Source organism: Sulfurospirillum diekertiae, assembly GCF_002309535.1.
Lineage (GTDB): Bacteria > Campylobacterota > Campylobacteria > Campylobacterales > Sulfurospirillaceae > Sulfurospirillum > Sulfurospirillum diekertiae.
The window spans coordinates 2495076-2514516 of sequence record NZ_CP023275.1; the positions used below are offsets into that span (position 1 = coordinate 2495076).

Sequence of the window (19441 nt, forward strand, 5' to 3'; positions counted from 1 at the left end):
ATGGGTTACACTATTTTGGCAATTTTTTCAGGCGCAGGTTTTGGCGCGCTTTTACGCTACTTTTTAGGAACAAAACTAAACAGTATCTATCCGTCCATTCCTCTTGGAACGTTAAGTGCCAATCTCATTGGTGGTTATCTCATCGGATTGTTCATTGCTTTCTTTGCTACCAATACAGCCCTTTCTCCAGAATGGCGACTTTTTATTATTACCGGTTTTTTAGGAGGGCTCACGACATTTAGTACCTTTAGCGCAGAGATTGTTGCCCTCATTCAAGAAGGACGCTTGAGCCTTAGCATCATGGCAGCTCTTTTACATGTAATGGGATCTATTATAATGACACTACTCGGAATTGCCAGTTATACCCTACTTCAAAAAGGAAGCTTATGAAAGGTTTTCAACTTATTTTTTCAACATTGCAAAGCCGAAAACACCCCAATGGTGAACACATCAGCCAATGGCTTGTTAATATGTCTGAAAAAATTGGCATCAAAGGTGTCACCATTTTAAATGCATCTCAAGGGATCGGTCGCGATGGGAAACTCCACTCATCTACTTTCTTTGAGCTTGCCGATGAGCCACTTGAGATTATTATGAATGTGAGTGAAGCGGAATCTGAAGAACTTTTTACTCTTTTAAACGAAGAAAAATTAGGACTTTTTTACACCAAGATTGCCACTGAGTATGGAACGGTTTAATATTTAGCACTTATCCATCATCATTACTGACGAAAAAATACTTTTTATTTACTTTCTGACGTTATACTTTAAAACTTAAATTATCACAAAAAGGAACTATAATGTGTATAGAAAACAAGCTTGCAACTTTGTTAGATGAAAACTGGGGCAAGCTTCTTTTGCGCGTTAGCCTTGGAGCATTAATGTTCTTTCATGGCTTTAAAAAATATTCGGTAGGTATTGCAGGCATCAAAGGATTAATCATCGAAGCAGGATTCCCTGCGGTTTTGGCGTATGGCGTTTATATGGGTGAAATCATTGTACCATGCTTACTTATTCTAGGTTTGTTGACGCGTGTCAGTGCTTTAATTTTTAGCGTCACGATGGCATTTGCAATCTATCTTGTCCATGCTCAAGCTATGTTTGACGTAGATGCACAAACAGGTGGATTGGTCATTGAATTGCCACTGCTCTATCTTTTAGGCGCACTTTCTCTCTCATTTCTAGGTGCAGGTAAATATAGCTTAGACGCTAAAATGGCGCAATGCAAATGTTCCACTAAGGGTTCTTGCTAGAAGATACAAGCCCCATTTCTAGGGCTTGCTCTTTACATGTAAAGCACTTACTCTGCCTCGCAAGAGGCAAGCTTTTCAGATAAACTTCGTTTTGTGCGAAGTCACAACGTAGGCTCTTGAGCTTTGCCCAAGAGTCGTATCAAATCAAAACTTACCTTGATCCCTCAGCTTCTTATACCACGTACTATGAAGAATCTTGACTTCCTCTTCTTCCACATAGCCTGTGATAATACTATGCACTGCTCCTTTAATAGCAAACATAGACATATACACATGGGTAATAAACAGTGCAAGCACTGCAAAGCCCATCACATTATGAATAATGGCTGCTGCTCTTAACATATCTATTTGAGACAGACCTGTTAAATCATGCAACATTTGCATTTTAAAGTCTAGGAAGAACATAAAAGAACCACTTAATATCATGGTGATTCCTCCGAGGATGGCTACCCAGTACCACATCTTTTGACCGGCATTAAACTTCCCTGCTAGGATTGGTTTTTTCTCTTTGGAGAGGTAACCACCTAGGATCATAAACCATTTCACATCATCCATATTAAAGAGAGCTTCTTTAAGCCACATGAGTGCCATAGGAATGACGACGATAGTGAAAGGAATGGTAAAGATGCCATGAAGGTTCTTTGCCATTCTCACAAAGGTTCCACCACCGAAGAAGTCACCAAAGACGATGATAAATCCTGTTGGGATAATCACCAAGAAGCTAATTGCTGCTATTTGGTGAATAATACGGTTATAGAGATTAAAGGCATAGTATTTCTTTGCACTGTGTGGAAAGACTTTTGGGCCTATAATCAGGTAATGGATATAGAAGGCTCCTGGGACTCCGATTAAGACTCCTAGGAATATCCATGCAAAGTATTTATTTTGCAGTAGGGTAAACAAAGGTCCTAAGTGGGTACTTCCCTCTTTTCCGTATTCTAAAATATTTTGTATGCGCATCTCACCCCAGATTTGGCTTTCAGTGGCGTATGCCACTGTTGCCAAACTCAGAGCTGCAATGATCATCATTAGATTCTTTCTCATTGCTGCTCCTTTAAGCACCTTTACCTCGACCTACAACCCTTTTGCGGTAAATTGCAGAAACACTTTCCGCATCACCCACAAGAAGTGCATTGGTAGAGCAGATAGATGCACACATCGGTACTTTTCCCTCAGCGATTCTGTTTTGACCGTAAAGTTCTCGCTCATGAACCGAGTTTGTCTCCAAAGGACCACCCGCACACATCGTACATTTATCCATAGCTCCCTTAGCGCCAAACGCACCATCTCTTGGGAACTGTGGCGCACCAAATGGACAAGCATAAAGACAATAGCCACAACCGATACATTTGTTTTTATCATGAAGCACGATACCGTCTTCACGAATGTAGAAACAATCTACCGGACAGACTTGCTCACAAGGAGCGTCGGTACAGTGCATACATGCGATTGAGGTTGATATTTCTTTCCCCTCAACACCATCTTGCAATGTAATGACCTTACGTCGGCTAATACCTGTTGGAAGATCATGCGCTTCGGCACACGCAACAGAACAAGCAAAACATTCGATACAACGATTCGTATCACAATAAAATTTCATTCTTGATAATTCACTCATCATCCACCCCCTATGCTTTCTCGACGCGGCATAGACCGGCGTTGAACTCTGAAATTTGTGTGATCACATCAAAACCATAGTTTGTGATAGTATTTGAACTCTCACCGATAGCATACGGCTTCGTACCTTCTGGATAATTCGCACTCAAATCGATTCCTTGGAAAATACCCGCAAAGTTGTACGGCATACAGATACGATCCGGCGTTACACTGTGATTATGGTATGCTTTAACCTTAATTTTTGTACCTTGAGGCGCGTGAATCCACATCATATCGCGATCTTTAATGCCATGACTGAGTGCCAAGTCTGGGTGAATGTTACAGAACATCTCTGGCGTAATGGCGGAGAGGTATTTACTGGTTCGCTCTAGCATACCTGCACCAGAAAGATTCACAACTCTCATACTGACCAACATCGTTGGGAACTCTTTAGACCAGTCTTGCTTTTGTTGCTCAGACTTAAATTTTGTCTCAACACGGAAGTTTTTAGGCTGATCTTCATAGGTCGGATATTTCGCGACCAAATCCCAACGTGGTGAGTGGATCGGCTCTCTATGCAATGGCACTGGATCTGGGAACTCCCAAACAATCGTACGTGCTTTTGCATTTCCATACACACAAACCCCTGCTTCACGTGCTTTTTGCTGAATGAGTCCACTAAAGTCCATCGCCCAGCTTCCACCCATTTGCGCTTTTTCTTCCTCTGTGAGGGTAATGCCAAGCACTTTTTCGATGTTCTCTTTGGTTAGTTGTGGATAACCGCCCTCGACTTTTGAGCCCGCAACCGTGACACTCTTATCGGCTAATTGGCTTACACCATTGTGCTCTAAACCAAAGCGATTTCTAAAGCCCATACCGCCCTCAGCCACAGGCACATCACGACGATAAAGAATCGGAGAACCCGGGTGTTTGTCATCCCAACACGGCCATGGAAGTCCATAATACTGACCTTTCATCGGTCCTTGTCCTTCTAGAGTGACAGGATCGAACATGTGCCAGTTCTCTTGGTGTGCACGAAGACGCTCAGGTGTCCAACCGCTTAGACCAATCGATTTGATCGTTCTGGCGATTTCTCTTTGCGCATCATCTGGCCATTTAAAGTCATTTTTCACTTGAACGACTTTGCCATCTTTGACATCCATCTTCATACCCTGAACAAACTGGTCATAGAAGCCAAATTTTTTCGCAAAAAGGAACATAACCTCTTCATCTGTTTTGCTCTCATAAAGAGGCTCAACGACTTTGGTTCTCCATTGAGATGAACGGTTTGTTGCAGTTACGGTTCCTTCAGACTCAAATTGTGTTGCCACTGGAAGAATGTAAATACCATCTTTGCGACTGCTAAGCACAGCGGCTTCATTGACAAATGGCTCTGCAATAACCACAAGATCAAGTTTGTCCAATGCTTCTTTAATTTTCGCTTGTTGAGACATGGAAGTAATACCCGTTCCTTGAATCCAAACAGCGCGAACAGGGCTCGAAGAGTATGTTTTTACCTCTTGAAGAACACCTTGCCACCATTGAGAAAGCGAGTAACCTTTTTCATTCATCCATTTTTTCTCAAAGAATCTGCCTTTGAGCCATTCGTAATCCACACCCCAAGACTGCGCGAAGTATTTCCAAGCACCATCATCAAGACCGTAATAGCCTGAAAGTGAGTCTGCAAGGTTACCCATATCGGTTGCGCCTTGAACGTTGTCGTGTCCACGAATGATGTAAAGACCACCACCTTTTTTACCCATATTGCCAAGAGCAATTTGAAGGATTGGAAGGATTCTAGTATTCGATGAGCCAACACTGTGTTGTGTAATACCCAGTGACCATGCAATAGCGCTTGGAGTATTTTTAGCAAAAAGTGTTGTTGCTTGAATGATTTGATCGACCGGGATGCCTGTAACATCAGAAGTGAGTTCTGGTGTCCATTTAGCAGCTTCTGCACGGATTTGATCCATTGCATAAGAGCGTGTGTCGATAAATTCTTTATCTTCCCAACCATTTTTAAAGATGATGTGAAGCATACCGTACACAAACGCGATATCTGTACCTGAACGAATACGTAGGTAAAGATCTGCTTTTGCAGCACTTCTGGTATAAATTGGATCAACAACGATCAATTTCGTTCCAGCTCGATCTTTTGCTTGTAAGAAATGTTTAAATCCAATAGGGTTCGCAACGGCTGAGTTTGCACCAATCATCATAATGACTTTTGCATTAACCGCATCACCAAATTGTTGTGTCATAGCACCGTATCCAAATGTATTCGCAGCACCTGCGACGGAAGCACTATGTCAAATTCGAGCGACGTGATCTATATTGTTTGTTCCCCACATTGCAGCAAATTTTCTAAAATAGAAAGCCTGTTGCAAGCTGAATTTTGCAGAACCTAAAAACTCTACAATGTCTGGGCCATTTTCGGCGCGCATTTTAAGCATCTTGTCTGAAATCTCGTTAACGGCTTGATCCCAACTGATACGTTGCCATTTTCCATCGACTTTTTTCAAAGGATACTTAATACGTTGTTTGCTCTTAACCAAATCAATCTGGTCAATACCTTTACAACAATGACTACCTTGACTAATCGGGTGATCTTGTGCCACATCTTGGCGAACCCACACACCATTTTGAACTTCAGCGATAATACCGCAACCTGCAGAACAAATACTACAAATCGTTTTGACTTTCTTCGAACCTGGGAATGGATTTTTCACTTCTTCTTCGGTAGCTGGTCTGATTGAATCACTGGATGCAAACGCACTGCCTGCTCCAAAACTCGCTCCGATCGCTGCCATTTTAAGAAATGATCGTCTTCCCATGTGCAAAGAGGCGTCTTTTAACATCTCTTTACTCATCTAATCTCCTTAGACTGCCGCGTGATAATACGCGTCCCAATTAGCTGTTTTTTTGTAGAGAATCTCTTTTTTCTTCGATTTTCCCTTAACAACACCATTACTTCCTGCTATTGTGGCACCGCTTTCGTTAGCAATTGCACTAACGCCAACAGCGGCAACAACAGCACTTGCGCCTAGAGTTTTTTTAAGAAAACTCCTTCTTTGATCTTGCATGGTCATTTTCTCCTTGCAGAATTTCTCTTTGACTTCAAAGAGAGAGCTAAAGAAACCATGATTTCCTTAGCTCAACCTCTTTACATGTAAAGATTTTAACTATGCAAAATAAGCATATTAATAGAACATAGAGCACCAAAGGTGCGTGGGCTTTCTGCTAAAGATTGCCCAGTGTTAACGTAGTCTTTAGAGCTTTGCTTTAAAGACGTGTCAAGAGTTTTTTAAAGGACAAACTCTTCCATATTTTTCTTCGGTCTTGGCGTCAGTGGTTTATGGGGTTTCTTAAACTCTTTGGTAAACACTCTTGGCGCTTCACTCTCGCGTAATGGTTTTTTCACATCCAGATAAAGCCTCTCAAGCGCAACAAACGATTGCATAATGATTGCGACATCTTCGTAAAAATGGCTGTCCTCATGGACATGAAGGGCGGCGATAAACTCATCAATAAAGGGATTTAAAATCTTCTCAAAAACTTCACGTCCTAGTTGTGCGCTCTTCTCATTACCTGCTAACTCATCTTCGATCATTTTTTGCATAAACAAAACAATAAAACCGATGTGATCTTCTAACTCTTTAAATTTCTCGTTATCGCGTCTATAATTGGAACTTAAAACATATTTCACCATTTCTTGACGCATTTTGCCATCGTCTCTGTTTTCTACAAAAAACGAAGCGGTGACAGGAATATACGCTGAATAGGGACTAAAAAAGACTTTGTCGCTCTCCTCTTTTAAAAGCGTATAGCCTCCAGTAATAAGCAAATTTTGCATATTACTAAACGCCAAATGACTCTCTTCATCCAGTGGATTCTGCGCTAGTACATCAATCGTTTTTTGAATCATTCCAAGATCATTGGGATTGTCAAAAAATGTTAAAAGGGAGGCAAAGAGCCCATAATAAACGGCTCTTGCTTTATTGATCGCCTCTTTATTCATACGTTCATTCCTTTCATTTCGTTTTCCATGTGTGCTTTAAACATCACTTTGGGTTTGCATGCCGCACAACAGTAGAGTGTTCGAAGTTTTACCTCATCATTGCCAAAAAGTGGTGTCATGACCGCTGCAATTTTTTCAACGGCTTTAACGGTCGCAAACGGCATTCCACACTCAAGACAGGTAAAAAGTTCGTCTTTTGCCATAATACGTTGGCTAAACCAACTTGGTTTCAAACTGATCTCATCGCGCACAACGGTTAAACACTCTTGCTCAGGACAGGTCACTTCACAATAGGTACAATTTGTACAAATCGAAGCATTAAAACGAAGTGAATTGTCTTCTGGATGAGCCGTTAAAGCGCGAACATTACAAGCACCCACACAACTAAGGCACAATGTACATTTACTCTCATCAATTTTGATGTCGCCGTAATGAACATGCTCACCCGCTTTAACCACACCTAAATCTTCATCACCCACTAAGTGAGCAAGGCGTGCAGAGAAAATTTCACGTTTGCGAAGTCCATCCTCATTGATGCCATACATACACTCAGGAAAACTTTCCATCGTTTCAAAAATACGTGCTAAATCAGCTGTGTCTTCACAAACATAAATCGCTTTTTTATGGTACTTTCGCTCAAAAATTTCATTGATCATGCGAATGACATCACCCGTGCCTTTGGAGATAAAGTCCGTGTAAAAGATGATTGGATTGCCACTGGTTTGCAAAAGCGTCATTAAATGCGCTTCGTGCAAATACTTCTCACCTTCGATCATTAAAGGCAATACGCCCTCATGCAGAGGAATATCAATCAAGCCTAAATCCATTTTATGAGGAATAATCAGCGCCGTTGCACCTTTAAAATACGCACTTAAATGTGAAAAAGCAATGCGTGGCATTTGCGTATAATCAAGCGCGCCACTGGGGCATACGCTAATACATCCACCACATCCATGACAATCAATGTGCGAAAAGACTAAATGCTTCGTTTCATCTTCTTTCAAAATAGCGACGGTGGGACAAACCTCAGCACATTTGCCGCAAATCTCTTCGCGTCTTTCATGATACTGACAAATGGAAGGATCGTAGTTAATATAATTTTTATAGTGGTACTCACCTTTGTTGTCACGAAGCTTTTTGAGCGCACCTTCTAAACCAAGAAGTGCTGGGTCATACACACCACTTTGTTTCATGGCAAAACTAGGAGCATTCCACCAAATGATCTGATCGCACTCTAATTCAAGAAGTTCATCCTCTTTTTTCAGCGTTACATGTAAATCCCCAATGTGTCCATTCACATCTAAAATCATTGCAGGGGAAAGAAGCATGACCGTAAAATCATCCTCTCTTAACTCCTCTTTCAATGCTTCATGGCTTGCATCTTCACTGACGATTAAAACCTTACCGCCGACCTCTTGTGAATAGTCCATATCTTGTGCAAAATCAAATCCAAGCGCACGCATCGCGTAAAGTTTTGTAACATTATTTATTTTTTGTGCAATGGTATCATTGGATTGTTTGAGGTAAAAATTGATCTCTGGCGCGTAAATAATCGCTTCTGCCTCAGGGTGATTAGAGACAAGATACTCGCCTTTAGATGCCGTTTTGACAAGCTCTATCTCTTCACTCAGTGGAAAATCTAAGCCGATGTTATCGTAAAAAATATACTCTTTTTGCATTTTGTTTCCCATATTGGTAAATCATTGTTTACCTAATTGTAAAATGAATTGGTTTAAACCGATCTTAACAAGAGAAAGTTTATCCGCTTGTATATCGTTATATATATATTTATATAACTAATTATAGGGGCTTCTTTCACTATAGGTTGCGTTAATATTCTTCCGCTATAATAAGTATCATCAAATAATGAAGGTGACTTTATTTTGGTAAACAAAAACTTTCTGGTTTTGAGCTTTTTTGCTCTCTTCCTTATTTTATTTTATTTTATGGTTGCGCCACAATATAAGAACTATGAAAAAAATACGATTCTGTTGGGCGCTTCACTTCCACTCAGCGGCATCAATAGTCATTTGGGCAGAGATATCGTTGTGGGCGCAAATACCTATTTTAGTCATACCAATGCCAGAGGTGGCATTCAAGGTAAAAAGATCGAATTTATCCAATATGACGATAAATATGAACCAGAAAACACATTTAGTAACACCATTAAACTCATTACCAAAGACGAGGTTTTTGCTCTTTTTGGCTTCGTAGGAACACCCACGGTTAAACGAGTTCTTCCCATCATTGTGGAAAGCAACATTCCGTTCATTGCTCCTTATACCGGCGCTCTATTTCTACGCACCAAAGATACCGACAACATTGTCAACTTTAGAAGCTCTTATACTGATGAGCTTGATGCCTTGGTGGAGTACCTCACCAGGCAAAAAAATATCACCCGCTTTGCGATCTTCTATCAAAATGATGACTATGGTGAAGAGGGGTACATCGCACTCACAAATGCCCTCTCTAAACGTAACTTGACACTTATTGCTGAAGGCACGTATAAACGCAATACTCTCTCCATTCGTCATGCTATCCATGAAATTGAAGCGGCAAAACCTGAGGCTATCATCTTAGTAGGTGCCTATAAACCAACGGCACGTTTTATTGAGAAAGTCAAAGAATATGGTTCTTCAAAAATTATTTTTTGTCCCATTTCCTTTGTCAATGCAGATGCTTTAATGGGAGAGTTACAAGGAAAAGGCGACAATATTCTCTTTTCGCAAACTGTTCCCTCTTACGATGATTTCTACTCTAAAGAAGCCGTAGAGTATTTGAAAAACCTCGCATTTTACTATCCTGATGAGAAACCTTCTTTGGTCTCATACGAAGCGTACCTTGCAGCAAAAACAACAGTCGCTGCACTCAATTCTATTAATGGAACCATTACCCGTAGCAAATTTTTAGATAAACTCAAACATGTTTCACCTCGCACACTGGATAACATTCCTCTTTTTTACCACAATGCGCAACTTTTAAACCAAGTGTATCTCTCAAACTACGTCAATGGCAAGTTTGAGATTATTCAAAAGTATGAGTATTAAGATGACATTTTTTCAATTTATTAACCAAAAATTAGAAACGATCAAGTTTTCCAATAAAACGAAAATTCTCATCTTTATCATCTTAAGTGGCACGATGACGATTGGTTTTTTGATGTTCGTCTCTATTTTTGCACTCAAATACGACTATGAAACGCTGTTTCAAAAACACACCCAACCTCAATTTGATTTGGAAGAGATTAAAGATAATTACAGAGTCAATATCGCTGAAACACTCCATGACATACGTGAAAAGCAGATTAGCAATGATGATGCTATTGAAGTCATTTACCTGAGTCAACAGATCATCCACAAACAATGGAATAGCTACCAATTCGCTACCAATCGCCATATTGGTGGACTTCCTTATTATGCGAGTAAATGGCTCAGCCTCTTTTTAGTCACGCCAGACATTCCAGAAAAAACGATTTTCCAGCAAGGTATTGTGGAAAAGGTGAGTGTCAAAATGCAAAATATCGATAGTAAAATCAACATTGTGCTTGAACTGTTAAAATACTCTAAAAATGAGCAAGTTGGCTTTTTGATCGACGATATTCTTTTAGAGACCAACTCTTTGAATATCTATCTCTCCAGCCTGATTACTACCCATCTAAAACAGTCCATCACCGAAAAACAGGTCAATGACAGCCTCTTTCAAACCAGCACAGTGATGCTGATTCTTCTCATCGGTATGATCTTCTTTTTTATCACCATGGTACTTCTCATCATCATCAACCATTTTAAAAACCTACACAACTACCTTGAAGAGAACGTCTTGATTAAAACCAAAGAGCTCCGTGATCTCAACGATTCGCTCGAACTTCGCATCAGACGTGAAGTCGAAAATAGCCGTAAAAAAGACAACATTATGTTCCAACAGGCCAGACTGGCAAGTCTGGGGGAGATGCTGCAAAACATTGCCCATCAATGGAGACAACCGCTGGGTTCTTTGATGATGATTATCCAAAGTTTTGAAAGCAAATTTTTTGCCAAAAAACTCGATGAAACCTTCATCGCTTCACGCGTTAAAGACGCTCAACTGCTCTCTTCTACGATGTCAGATACCCTAGAAGATTTTCGCACTTTCTTTAACCCAAACAAAAGTAAAAAAGAGTTTAGTATCAATGCTGTCATTCAAAAAGCGATTGACCTCTCCAAATATCAACTGGAGCGTGAGGAGATTACCCTTGAATTGTTCATCAAAGATGATTTAGAAGTCTTTGGTTTTAAAAATGAACTGATTCATGTTTTGCTCAACCTTATTGGCAATTCTAAAGATATTTTAGCAACCAAAACAGACCAATCTGCCAAGATCATACATATCATTGCCAAGCAAAATTCTGAGCGTATTTATATCAATGTTATTGATAATGGTGGTGGAATAAAAAGTGATATAATACCCAAAGTTTTTGACCCCTATTTTACGACTAAACACAAGAGTGTAGGCACTGGCATTGGGCTTTATATGTCCAAACAGATGGTCGAAAAACATATGCATGGTAAAATAACCTGTAAAAATATTCGCCATAAATTAGGAACAAAACTTTTTTGGGCGTGTACGATGTTTACGATAGAAATACCAAAAAATTACATCAATACAAATGAGGGTGATGACGATGAACAAGCGCAATTTTGAATTACTTGGTAGCTTCACGATTCTTTACATTGAAGACGAGGCTGATCTTCTCAAACACACAACAGCCGTTCTTGAAGATTTTGTGAAAAAAATATACCCTGTTCAAACCATTGACGAAGCTTTAAAAATTATACAAAGTGAAAAAATAGATGTCATCGTCGCCGACATTCACCTCAAATACAGCAATGGTCTTGATTTTTTGCGCACACTCAAATATGACCTTGAAATTGAACTTCCCTGCATTGTAACAACCGCATTCACCGACACAGAATATCTGCTTGATGCGATTAAACTCCATGTCGATAATTACATCATCAAACCCGTCAATATCAAAGAACTTTTAAATTCCTTGCACGATGTACTTTTACCCAAAATTCAAGCCAAAGAGATTGAGCGTTCTTACAATATCATTAAAACCATCTCTGCTGTCACCGATAGCAAGCAAGTGGAAATCATTCGATTTATCATTAAAAACTTGGACTATGAGAACATTCTTAACTACTCCTATAGCGAGATCATGGAGCAAGTTGATGTGAGTAAACCTACGGTGATTAAACTCTTTAAACAACTGAGTGACCAAGGGATTCTAACGAAGATTCAAAACAAAAAATATCTTTTTGATGAAACTAAATTACCGCTTCCGGAGAACGCATGAATGCTTTAAGAACCCTTCCTAAGGTTGACAAGTGCCTTACACACTCCTTATTTGAAGGCTGTAATGCAACCTTGATGATGAAAATTGCACGAACAAAAATCGAAGAAATACGTCAACAACTGATTCACAAAGAGATCGAAAGTTTTAATGAAGAAGCCTTAATGCAGGAGATCAAGAAAGCGTACGATGCCCTTTTTGAGCCTTCACTCAAACCTCTCATCAATGCCACGGGTGTCATTTTACACACCAACATGGGCAGAAGCCTCATCTCTAAAACCTTGCTGGATCGTGCAAGCGACGTTATTTGCAACTACTCCAATTTAGAATATAACGTGGAATTGGGAAGTCGCGGAGAGCGTTATGAACATGTGAGCCGTCATCTGAAAGAGCTTTTAAATGTTGAAGATGTACTGGTTGTCAATAACAACGCTTCCGCCGTCTTTCTCATCTTAAATACCTTTGCTAAAAATAGAGAAGTGGTCGTCTCTCGGGGCGAATTGGTCGAAATCGGTGGCAGTTTTCGCATTCCTGAAGTCATGAAACAAAGTGGCGCCATTTTAAATGAAGTGGGTGCCACCAATAAAACCAAAGTCACTGACTACGCCAACGCCATTAACGAAAATACAGCCATGCTGATGAAAGTGCATCAATCCAACTTTTCTATCGAAGGCTTTAGTGAAGCGGTGGAGTACGAATCACTCAAACAACTGGCATCCAATCATAACCTTTTGGACTATTATGACCTTGGAAGTGGCTATGTGCCTAAATTACCGTATAACTTGGGTCACCGCGAGCATTCCCTTGGCGAAATTCTTACATGTAATCCTTCACTGATTAGCTTTAGCGGTGACAAGCTTTTTGGAAGTGTTCAAGCGGGCATTATTGCTGGGCGCGCTGATTTGATCGCAAAATTAAAAAAGAACCAACTGCTGCGTATGCTTCGCGTCGATAAAATCACGCTGAGCTTGCTCGAAGAGAGTATTAAAGCTTATTTGAGAGAAGAGTACGAGCAGATTCCGACGCTTTGGTTACTCTTTCGAACGACTGAAGATTTGGAGCAGCGAGCTTTACATGTAAAAGAGATTATCGGTGAAAATGCGTGCGAAGTGGTAGAGAGTGAAACCTATATGGGCGGAGGTACACTGCCTAACCGACGCTTCCCCACAATCGCTTTACATGTAAAAGGCAAAGCGACTGCTTTGGAGAGACAATTTCGTGAGAAGCATGTCATTGGGCGTATTGAAAATGATCAATTTTTGCTCGACTTTCGCACCATTCTTCCAAGCATTGAAGAAAAACTCATTGAAATCATCAAAAGTATTGTAGGCAAGCAGTAATGGAATATAGCATCATTGGAACCGCAGGACACGTCGATCATGGTAAAACAGCCCTTATTACAGCACTTACAGGCTTTGAGGGTGACAGTTTAGAAGAGGAGAAACGTCGAGGCATCACCATCAACCTTAGTTTTTCCAGTATGCAAAATGAGACCAAAAACGTTGCGTTTATCGACGTTCCAGGGCATGAAAAGCTTTTAAAAAACATGATCGCGGGAGCATTTGGATTTGACGCAAGCTTGGTGGTGCTTGATGCCAATGAAGGCATTATGCCCCAAACCAGAGAGCATTTAGAGATTTTAAACCTTTTACATGTAAAAAATATTATCATTGCGCTCACTAAGAAAGATCTTGCCACTTCTGAGGTTCTCGAACAACGAAAATACGAAATTACTGAGCATCTGAAATCCCTCAAAAACCTTCATTTGGTAGAAATTATCCCTGTGAGTATTTATGAGCCCTCCTCTATTCAAAAGCTCAAAGACGCACTTTTCGCACTGCCCGTAACGCCTAAAAAAAGTAATGGACTCTTTCGTTACTACGTGGATCGCTCTTTCTCCATTGCGGGGGCTGGAACGGTTGTGACAGGAACGGTACTTGATGGAACCATTAAAGTTGGTGAAAAGCTCTTCGCACCCGAACTAGAGAAAGAGTTTGTCATCCGTAACCTTCAAGTCCATGACCACGATGTTGAGAGTGCTTACTCTTCTCAAAGAACCGCGATCAACCTTCAAAACGCCCAAAAAACCTCTTTTGAAAAAGGAGCACTGCTCTGCAAAAAAGGATTTATTCGGGGATTTGACTGTGCTGATGTCTGGGTTGAGAGTATCGGTGGACATACGCTAAAACACAATGCCAAAGTCATTTTGTACGTGGGTACGAAACAAGTGGAAGCGCGTATTTTGTTTTACGAACATGACGATAAAGCGGACGAAGGTTATGCCAAACTGTTATTTAACCATAAACTCTTTTTAGTCCATGATGAGCCGTTTATCATCTGTTCCAGTGGACGTACCATTGGTGGTGGGCGTGTGCTCAATCCCATCAATGACCCTATGAAAAAAAAGGTCAAACTAGAGCTTCTTAAAGCACTCGATACCAAAGATTTTAAAACGACATTTACCATTTTAGTCGAAATGCACAAGCACGGTTTTGGACTCATCTCCTCTAACCAACGCTTTGGGCTAAACCATGAAGAAGCCAAAGGGATCGCCAATGAGATGAGTGATGTTTTTGTCGATGAAAAGGGCTTAGTGCTCTACCCTATAACGATGCAAGAAGAGTTGGGACGCATCGTTCAAGCCATTTACGCTAAAAATGCGTATGCCCTCCTCTCCGCAAACTCGCTCTCTTTGAAACTTAAATGGGCGAGTGTCGCTTTGGTAGAAAGCGTGCTAGAAAATCTTTGCGATGAAGGGTTGCTTGATTTTGTGGGCGGTATCTATAAAAATGCACAAATTGATATTGCCAATATTGAAACCCTCATCGAAGATAAGCTCTATGACACCTTGCTCAAAGCGGAATTCACACCCGATGCTCCCTATAACATCTACGATGAACTTGATATTGATCGTAAGATGGGTGATGATGCACTCAAGAGCCTCACGCGTGCTAAAAAAGTCGTACGCTTAGAACACAACCTCTTTGTCACCACCATTGCATTAAGTGCCATGATGGCGCATCTAAGAGACATTATGCGCAAAGAAAACGGCATCGACATCAAGGCCTTTAAAGAGCACTTCGACATCAGTCGTAAATACTTAGTCGCCTACCTTGATTATCTCGATAATTTTGAAGATGTGAGAAAAGAGGGAAACAGAAGAGTTTTAGGGTAAAAATTAAGATATTTTTACCCTCATAATGGTATTAAAAAGCTTTACATGTAAAGCTTTCTTTGTCTTACTTTTCTCCTGCTTTAATGCATGTCTCGCATTTTTCTCTCTCCCACTTATGTTTCATCCCTTTGATATAGACAATTAAGATAAAAAAGAGTGCCGAAGTGACGCCTAATACGAGTAAGAGTAGTGTTTCAGAAGGGTCTGTCTCCAATAAAATGAGCTTTCGCACCAACACGACAAATGAAATTTCAAGAAAGGTCACGGCATAATCAAACCCATCTTGAATGAAAAGTGTCTTAACAATCGCTAGAACAATCAAGATAAACAAACCATCCGTCAGAATGATCTTAATCGAATTAAAATCCAGTGCACCTTGTGAAATCGTAAAGGCGATCATCTTATAGCCAAGGCTGATAAAACACTGTCCCAAATAGACAATCATCATGACAATAAAGATATAACGGGCAATATTGAGCACATTGAGCAGTGAATTTTCAACTTTAACTTCTAAAAATTGATTGAAGGCGAACACTTTACTTGAGAGATTTTTACTACATTTTTCATCATTTTTTTCTTCCATACGTTCTCCTAATACCTTTTACTTTGTAAAATGCGGCGAAATTATATAACAATTCCTGTGAATTCAGTCCTCATTTCAGGCTAAAATGACATTTTTGTTCTTTTTGAAGAAAAAATTCATTTTACTCTTGACATTATTACTAATTAGTAATATAATTTCGGCAAAGGAAGGAAAAAGATGAAACTGAGATCAAATGTGAAAAGCTATGGTGAACGCACCGATAGAAGTATGCAAACCTGGATTCAAATCCTACGTGCATTTCAGAAAATCCGTGCCAAAGAGTTGAAGTACATCAACGCATCAGGCTTAAGCATGAATCAATTTGAAGTCTTAGAAGTCCTTTACCACCGTGGCGATTTGAATATAGGTGCTATCACCAAATTGATCGAAAGCACGCCTGGCAATGTCACCGTGGTTGTGAAAAATCTCATACGAGATGGTTTAATCGAAGCACTGCCCTCACCTGAAGATAGCCGTGTACGCATTGTCAGCATTACCGAGAAGGGAAAAGAGCTCATCGGAAGCATGTTTCCTCAGCATGCAAGCAATCTGCAAAGCTATTTTGACGTGTTGAGTGATGAAGAGTTGATCGCATTGTACGATCTGTTACGTAAATTGCAAAAAGCGCAATAGGCTTCGTGTAAGCACGCATTTTTTTGCTCAAATACTACTAATTAGTAAAAAAGGAACTATTATGAAAATTAAAACATTACTCGCATCTTCTTTGTTGGCAGGAACTGCCCTATTTGCCGGAAACTATAACGTTGATCCTATGCATTCCAGTGCAGATTTTAGTGTTAAACACGCCATGATTTCAACCGTCAAAGGAAATTTTTCAACATTTAACGGAAGTTTTGTATACGATGAAGCAACCAAAACGCTTAAATCTCTCAATGGAACGATTCAAGCCGCAACTATCGATACAGGCATTAAAGACAGAGACGATCATTTACGTTCTGCTGATCTTTTTGATGTTGCAAAGTATCCAACCATTACGTTTGTACTTGACGAAGTTAAAGGTGACAAAGCGTATGGAAAATTGACTATGAAAGGGGTTACAAAACCGGTTGTGTTAGCTTTTGAGAACGGTGGCGCTGCAACGGATTTATACGGTAACAAACGTGTAGGACTGGGTCTTACTGGTAAAATCAACCGAAGCGATTTTGGTATCTCATGGAACAAAGCCCTTGAAACAGGCGGTGTGATCGTGGGTGAAGAAGTTAAAATCGATGTAGCTCTTGAAGGTATTTTACAAAAATAGTTTTACAATAGCGTTCTTGCAAAACAGCAAAAACGCTATTGATGAAAAAGCACTCAAAGTGCGTGGACTTTCTGTTTTTGAGAACCTAGTATTAGCGTAGGTTTTCGCAGAAACTTCGTTTTAAAGCTTTGCTTTCAAAACGTATCAAACATCGTTTACATGTAAAGAGGAGTCAACCATGTCATTGTCCATTCATAAAGCCAACCAAAGAGGCGTTGCAGAGCATGGTTGGCTTCACAGCCGTTTTAGTTTTTCCTTTGCTGAGTACTACAATTCTTCCCGTATGGGATTTGGTGCGCTTCGCGTCATCAATGATGACATCATCGAAAAAGGCGAAGGATTTGGGATGCACCCGCATCGCGACATGGAGATCATCTCCATCGTGACACAAGGAGTTTTGATTCACAAAGACTCTTTTGGTAATCATGGTGAAATTCATGCCGGTGAAATTCAATATATGAGCGCAGGCGAAGGGGTATATCACTCCGAATTTGCCTCAAAAGATGAGACAACGGCTCTGTTTCAAATTTGGATACACCCCAATCAAAAAGGCGGAATTCCACTCTACAATCAACGCGATTTTAGAGATGTCACTAAAAAAAATCAATGGGTTACACTGGTTTCTCCTGATGGTAGAGAGAGTTCTATTGCGATCAAACAAGAGGCGTTTATCGCCACCACCGAGTTAGAAGAAGGTAAAACCATTTCCTTAGCACCTTCTACTCCAAATCGTGGTAAACTCGTACTTGTTGTCGAAGGAAGCATTGAAATCGATGGTGTCGTACTTGAGAAAAGAGATGAAGTACAAATGACCGAAAGTAAAGCTTATGAGATAAAAGCGTTGAAACCCGCGTGGGTTTTAGTTTTTGATGTGCCGATGCACTAAATTACGTAAGGAATAAAAATGTCACCTGTTAAAATGTCACTCGAAGCCAACAAAGAGTACCACTTCTGCACCTGTGGTAAAAGTGCAACAAAAGTTTTATGCGATGGTAGCCATAAAGGCTCAGGTTTTACACCCAAAGCGTTCACGGTTACGGAAGCAAAAGAGTACTATCTTTGCGCCTGTAAAAAAAGTGCCAATGCTCCTTTTTGTGATGGAAGTCACGCTAAATAACCAAACGCTCTTGAAGTCGCAAAGAAATCTTTGCGACTCTTCTTTTTCTGCTCCTTTGAAAATCCTTTTATTCGTGTATAATTGTTAAAAACAATACAAAGGTCTCGTTTCATGCCAAAACATCCAACTCTTTTACACCAATTTCGCTCTTTTTGTCTCCAAAATCATGCCGATGATATGGAAAAAGCCATTGAGTATTTTTCTGTATTTGGAGGGACAAGCTGGAAAGTGGATATGCACAAGCCTCTTTTAGAGCTTATGGAGACTAAGATTTTCAAAAATTATCCCTACATTCACAGTGACATTGCCAAAATAACCTTCAGCAACAAGCTCAGTCATACACTTTTAAGCGCTATGGCAACGGGAGATCGTCGGGTGCATTCAACCTTTAAGAGAGCACACATTAGCCGAGAAGAAGGCGAATCTGCACTCGATACCCTTTTAGACAGTGCGCTGATTCGTTTTGAGTATTCACTGGAGCGTCCTGTCAATATCGACGACGATAACTCCGATAAACTCAGTTTCATGACCCCTTTTATGCGCTTTTGGTTTGCCTTTGTCTCACCGTTTTATAAGACGATCAAAGAGGGCGATTACAGTGAAGTTGAAAAATCATTTGCCTCTCGCGAACAAGAATTTTATGAACTTATCTTTAAAAAACTCTCATTTGAGCTTTTGCGAAAACTAATGTCTGATGACCCGATTGTGGAAGTGGGAAGCTATTGGGATAAAAACGCTGAAATTGATATTTTGGCTAAGACAGTCTCAGGAAAACTCATCGCAGGAAGTACCAAATACAAAAATACCAAAGTGAAAAAAACCGAACTTACCAAACTTAAAGAGCAATGTGCCAAAGCAGACTTTGAGCCTGATCTGTTTGTGATTCTTTCCAAAAGTGGATTTACCTCTGAACTTAAAGCACTTAAAGGTGACGATCTAAAGCTCTTCACGATTAAAAGTATGAAAGCGTTGGTGGAAGATGTGAGTGAAAAAGAGTTAATTCCGTGTGAGGGGAAAAAATATTAACACGCATAAAAAAGGGATTTGACTCCCTTTTGATACGATTGCCCTTGATAAATTATCGCGCTAGAACAACACAGGTTGCGA

20 protein-coding genes are annotated in these 19441 nt (G+C 40.2%); 13 read left to right on the plus strand and 7 right to left on the minus strand.

Features of this window, described 5'->3' with window-relative positions; translation table 11 throughout:
* The 3 genes from crcB to SJPD1_RS12830 all read left to right on the plus strand — a co-directional run bounded on the left by crcB (nucleotide 1) and on the right by SJPD1_RS12830 (nucleotide 1252).
* Nucleotides 1-390: a fluoride efflux transporter CrcB gene (gene crcB / locus SJPD1_RS12820; RefSeq protein ID WP_096047488.1), complete on the plus strand. Its 390-nt coding sequence runs from the start codon at nucleotides 1-3 to the stop codon at nucleotides 388-390.
* The gene (locus tag SJPD1_RS12825) at nucleotides 387-698 is read left to right on the plus strand and encodes a DUF190 domain-containing protein (protein WP_096047489.1); all 312 of its coding nucleotides are present in this window, start codon (nucleotides 387-389) and stop codon (nucleotides 696-698) included. Before crcB ends, SJPD1_RS12825 begins: the two co-directional genes overlap by 4 nt.
* A gap of 101 nt (nucleotides 699-799) precedes the next feature.
* Entirely contained in the window at nucleotides 800-1252 is a 453-nt protein-coding gene (locus SJPD1_RS12830; RefSeq protein WP_226372208.1) for a DoxX family protein, read from the plus strand.
* 144 nt (nucleotides 1253-1396) lie between these two features.
* On the opposite strand, the gene SJPD1_RS12835 is transcribed toward SJPD1_RS12830, so the two are convergent.
* The 6 genes from SJPD1_RS12835 to SJPD1_RS12860 form a co-directional block, all read right to left on the minus strand.
* Entirely contained in the window at nucleotides 1397-2296 is a 900-nt protein-coding gene (locus SJPD1_RS12835) for a formate dehydrogenase subunit gamma (RefSeq protein WP_096047491.1), read from the minus strand.
* A gap of 10 nt (nucleotides 2297-2306) precedes the next feature.
* Nucleotides 2307-2870: a formate dehydrogenase FDH3 subunit beta gene (gene fdh3B, locus SJPD1_RS12840; RefSeq protein WP_096047864.1), complete on the minus strand. Its 564-nt coding sequence runs from the start codon at nucleotides 2868-2870 to the stop codon at nucleotides 2307-2309.
* Nucleotides 2871-2880: 10 nt separating this feature from the next.
* Nucleotides 2881-5706, minus strand: coding sequence for a formate dehydrogenase subunit alpha (locus SJPD1_RS12845; protein WP_420855363.1), 2826 nt, complete (start codon nucleotides 5704-5706; stop codon nucleotides 2881-2883).
* A 21-nt stretch (nucleotides 5707-5727) separates the two neighbouring features.
* Nucleotides 5728-5931 carry a Tat pathway signal protein gene (locus SJPD1_RS12850; RefSeq protein ID WP_096047865.1) on the minus strand — a complete coding sequence of 68 codons (204 nt, stop codon included), beginning with the start codon at nucleotides 5929-5931 and terminating at the stop codon, nucleotides 5728-5730.
* A gap of 221 nt (nucleotides 5932-6152) precedes the next feature.
* Nucleotides 6153-6866 (minus strand): TorD/DmsD family molecular chaperone, encoded by a 714-nt coding sequence (locus tag SJPD1_RS12855; RefSeq protein WP_096047493.1) that lies wholly within the window; start codon nucleotides 6864-6866, stop codon nucleotides 6153-6155.
* Nucleotides 6863-8545: a 4Fe-4S binding protein gene (locus SJPD1_RS12860; protein ID WP_096047494.1), complete on the minus strand. Its 1683-nt coding sequence runs from the start codon at nucleotides 8543-8545 to the stop codon at nucleotides 6863-6865. The genes SJPD1_RS12855 and SJPD1_RS12860 overlap by 4 nt, the downstream gene beginning before the upstream one ends.
* A gap of 204 nt (nucleotides 8546-8749) precedes the next feature.
* Between SJPD1_RS12860 and SJPD1_RS12865 the strand changes: the two genes are divergently transcribed.
* The 5 genes from SJPD1_RS12865 to selB are packed head-to-tail and all read left to right on the plus strand — an operon-like array spanning nucleotide 8750 to nucleotide 15373.
* Complete coding sequence (locus SJPD1_RS12865) at nucleotides 8750-9913, plus strand: ABC transporter substrate-binding protein (RefSeq protein ID WP_096047495.1); 1164 nt, start codon at nucleotides 8750-8752, stop codon at nucleotides 9911-9913.
* 1 nt (nucleotide 9914) lies between these two features.
* Complete coding sequence (locus SJPD1_RS12870) at nucleotides 9915-11546, plus strand: sensor histidine kinase (RefSeq protein ID WP_087439521.1); 1632 nt, start codon at nucleotides 9915-9917, stop codon at nucleotides 11544-11546.
* Nucleotides 11527-12201 (plus strand): response regulator, encoded by a 675-nt coding sequence (locus tag SJPD1_RS12875; protein WP_087439522.1) that lies wholly within the window; start codon nucleotides 11527-11529, stop codon nucleotides 12199-12201. The genes SJPD1_RS12870 and SJPD1_RS12875 overlap by 20 nt, the downstream gene beginning before the upstream one ends.
* Nucleotides 12198-13538, plus strand: coding sequence for an L-seryl-tRNA(Sec) selenium transferase (selA, locus tag SJPD1_RS12880; protein ID WP_096047496.1), 1341 nt, complete (start codon nucleotides 12198-12200; stop codon nucleotides 13536-13538). Before SJPD1_RS12875 ends, selA begins: the two co-directional genes overlap by 4 nt.
* A complete protein-coding gene (selB, locus tag SJPD1_RS12885; RefSeq protein ID WP_096047497.1) occupies nucleotides 13538-15373 on the plus strand; it encodes a selenocysteine-specific translation elongation factor in 1836 nt (611 codons plus the stop codon). Before selA ends, selB begins: the two co-directional genes overlap by 1 nt.
* 64 nt (nucleotides 15374-15437) lie before the next feature.
* Here the strand turns inward: selB and SJPD1_RS12890 are convergent, their stop codons facing one another.
* A complete protein-coding gene (locus tag SJPD1_RS12890; RefSeq protein WP_096047498.1) occupies nucleotides 15438-15956 on the minus strand; it encodes a hypothetical protein in 519 nt (172 codons plus the stop codon).
* 177 nt (nucleotides 15957-16133) lie between these two features.
* Between SJPD1_RS12890 and SJPD1_RS12895 the strand changes: the two genes are divergently transcribed.
* The 5 genes from SJPD1_RS12895 (at nucleotide 16134) to SJPD1_RS12915 (ending at nucleotide 19360) form a co-directional block, all read left to right on the plus strand.
* Entirely contained in the window at nucleotides 16134-16589 is a 456-nt protein-coding gene (locus SJPD1_RS12895) for a MarR family winged helix-turn-helix transcriptional regulator (protein WP_096047499.1), read from the plus strand.
* Nucleotides 16590-16650: 61 nt separating this feature from the next.
* A complete protein-coding gene (locus SJPD1_RS12900) occupies nucleotides 16651-17217 on the plus strand; it encodes a YceI family protein (RefSeq protein WP_096047500.1) in 567 nt (188 codons plus the stop codon).
* A 178-nt stretch (nucleotides 17218-17395) separates the two neighbouring features.
* The gene (locus SJPD1_RS12905; protein ID WP_096047501.1) at nucleotides 17396-18103 is read left to right on the plus strand and encodes a pirin family protein; all 708 of its coding nucleotides are present in this window, start codon (nucleotides 17396-17398) and stop codon (nucleotides 18101-18103) included.
* An 18-nt stretch (nucleotides 18104-18121) separates the two neighbouring features.
* Nucleotides 18122-18334: a CDGSH iron-sulfur domain-containing protein gene (locus SJPD1_RS12910; RefSeq protein WP_096047502.1), complete on the plus strand. Its 213-nt coding sequence runs from the start codon at nucleotides 18122-18124 to the stop codon at nucleotides 18332-18334.
* Nucleotides 18335-18445: 111 nt separating this feature from the next.
* A complete protein-coding gene (locus SJPD1_RS12915; protein WP_096047503.1) occupies nucleotides 18446-19360 on the plus strand; it encodes a DUF234 domain-containing protein in 915 nt (304 codons plus the stop codon).
* Nucleotides 19361-19441: the final 81 nt, after the last annotated feature.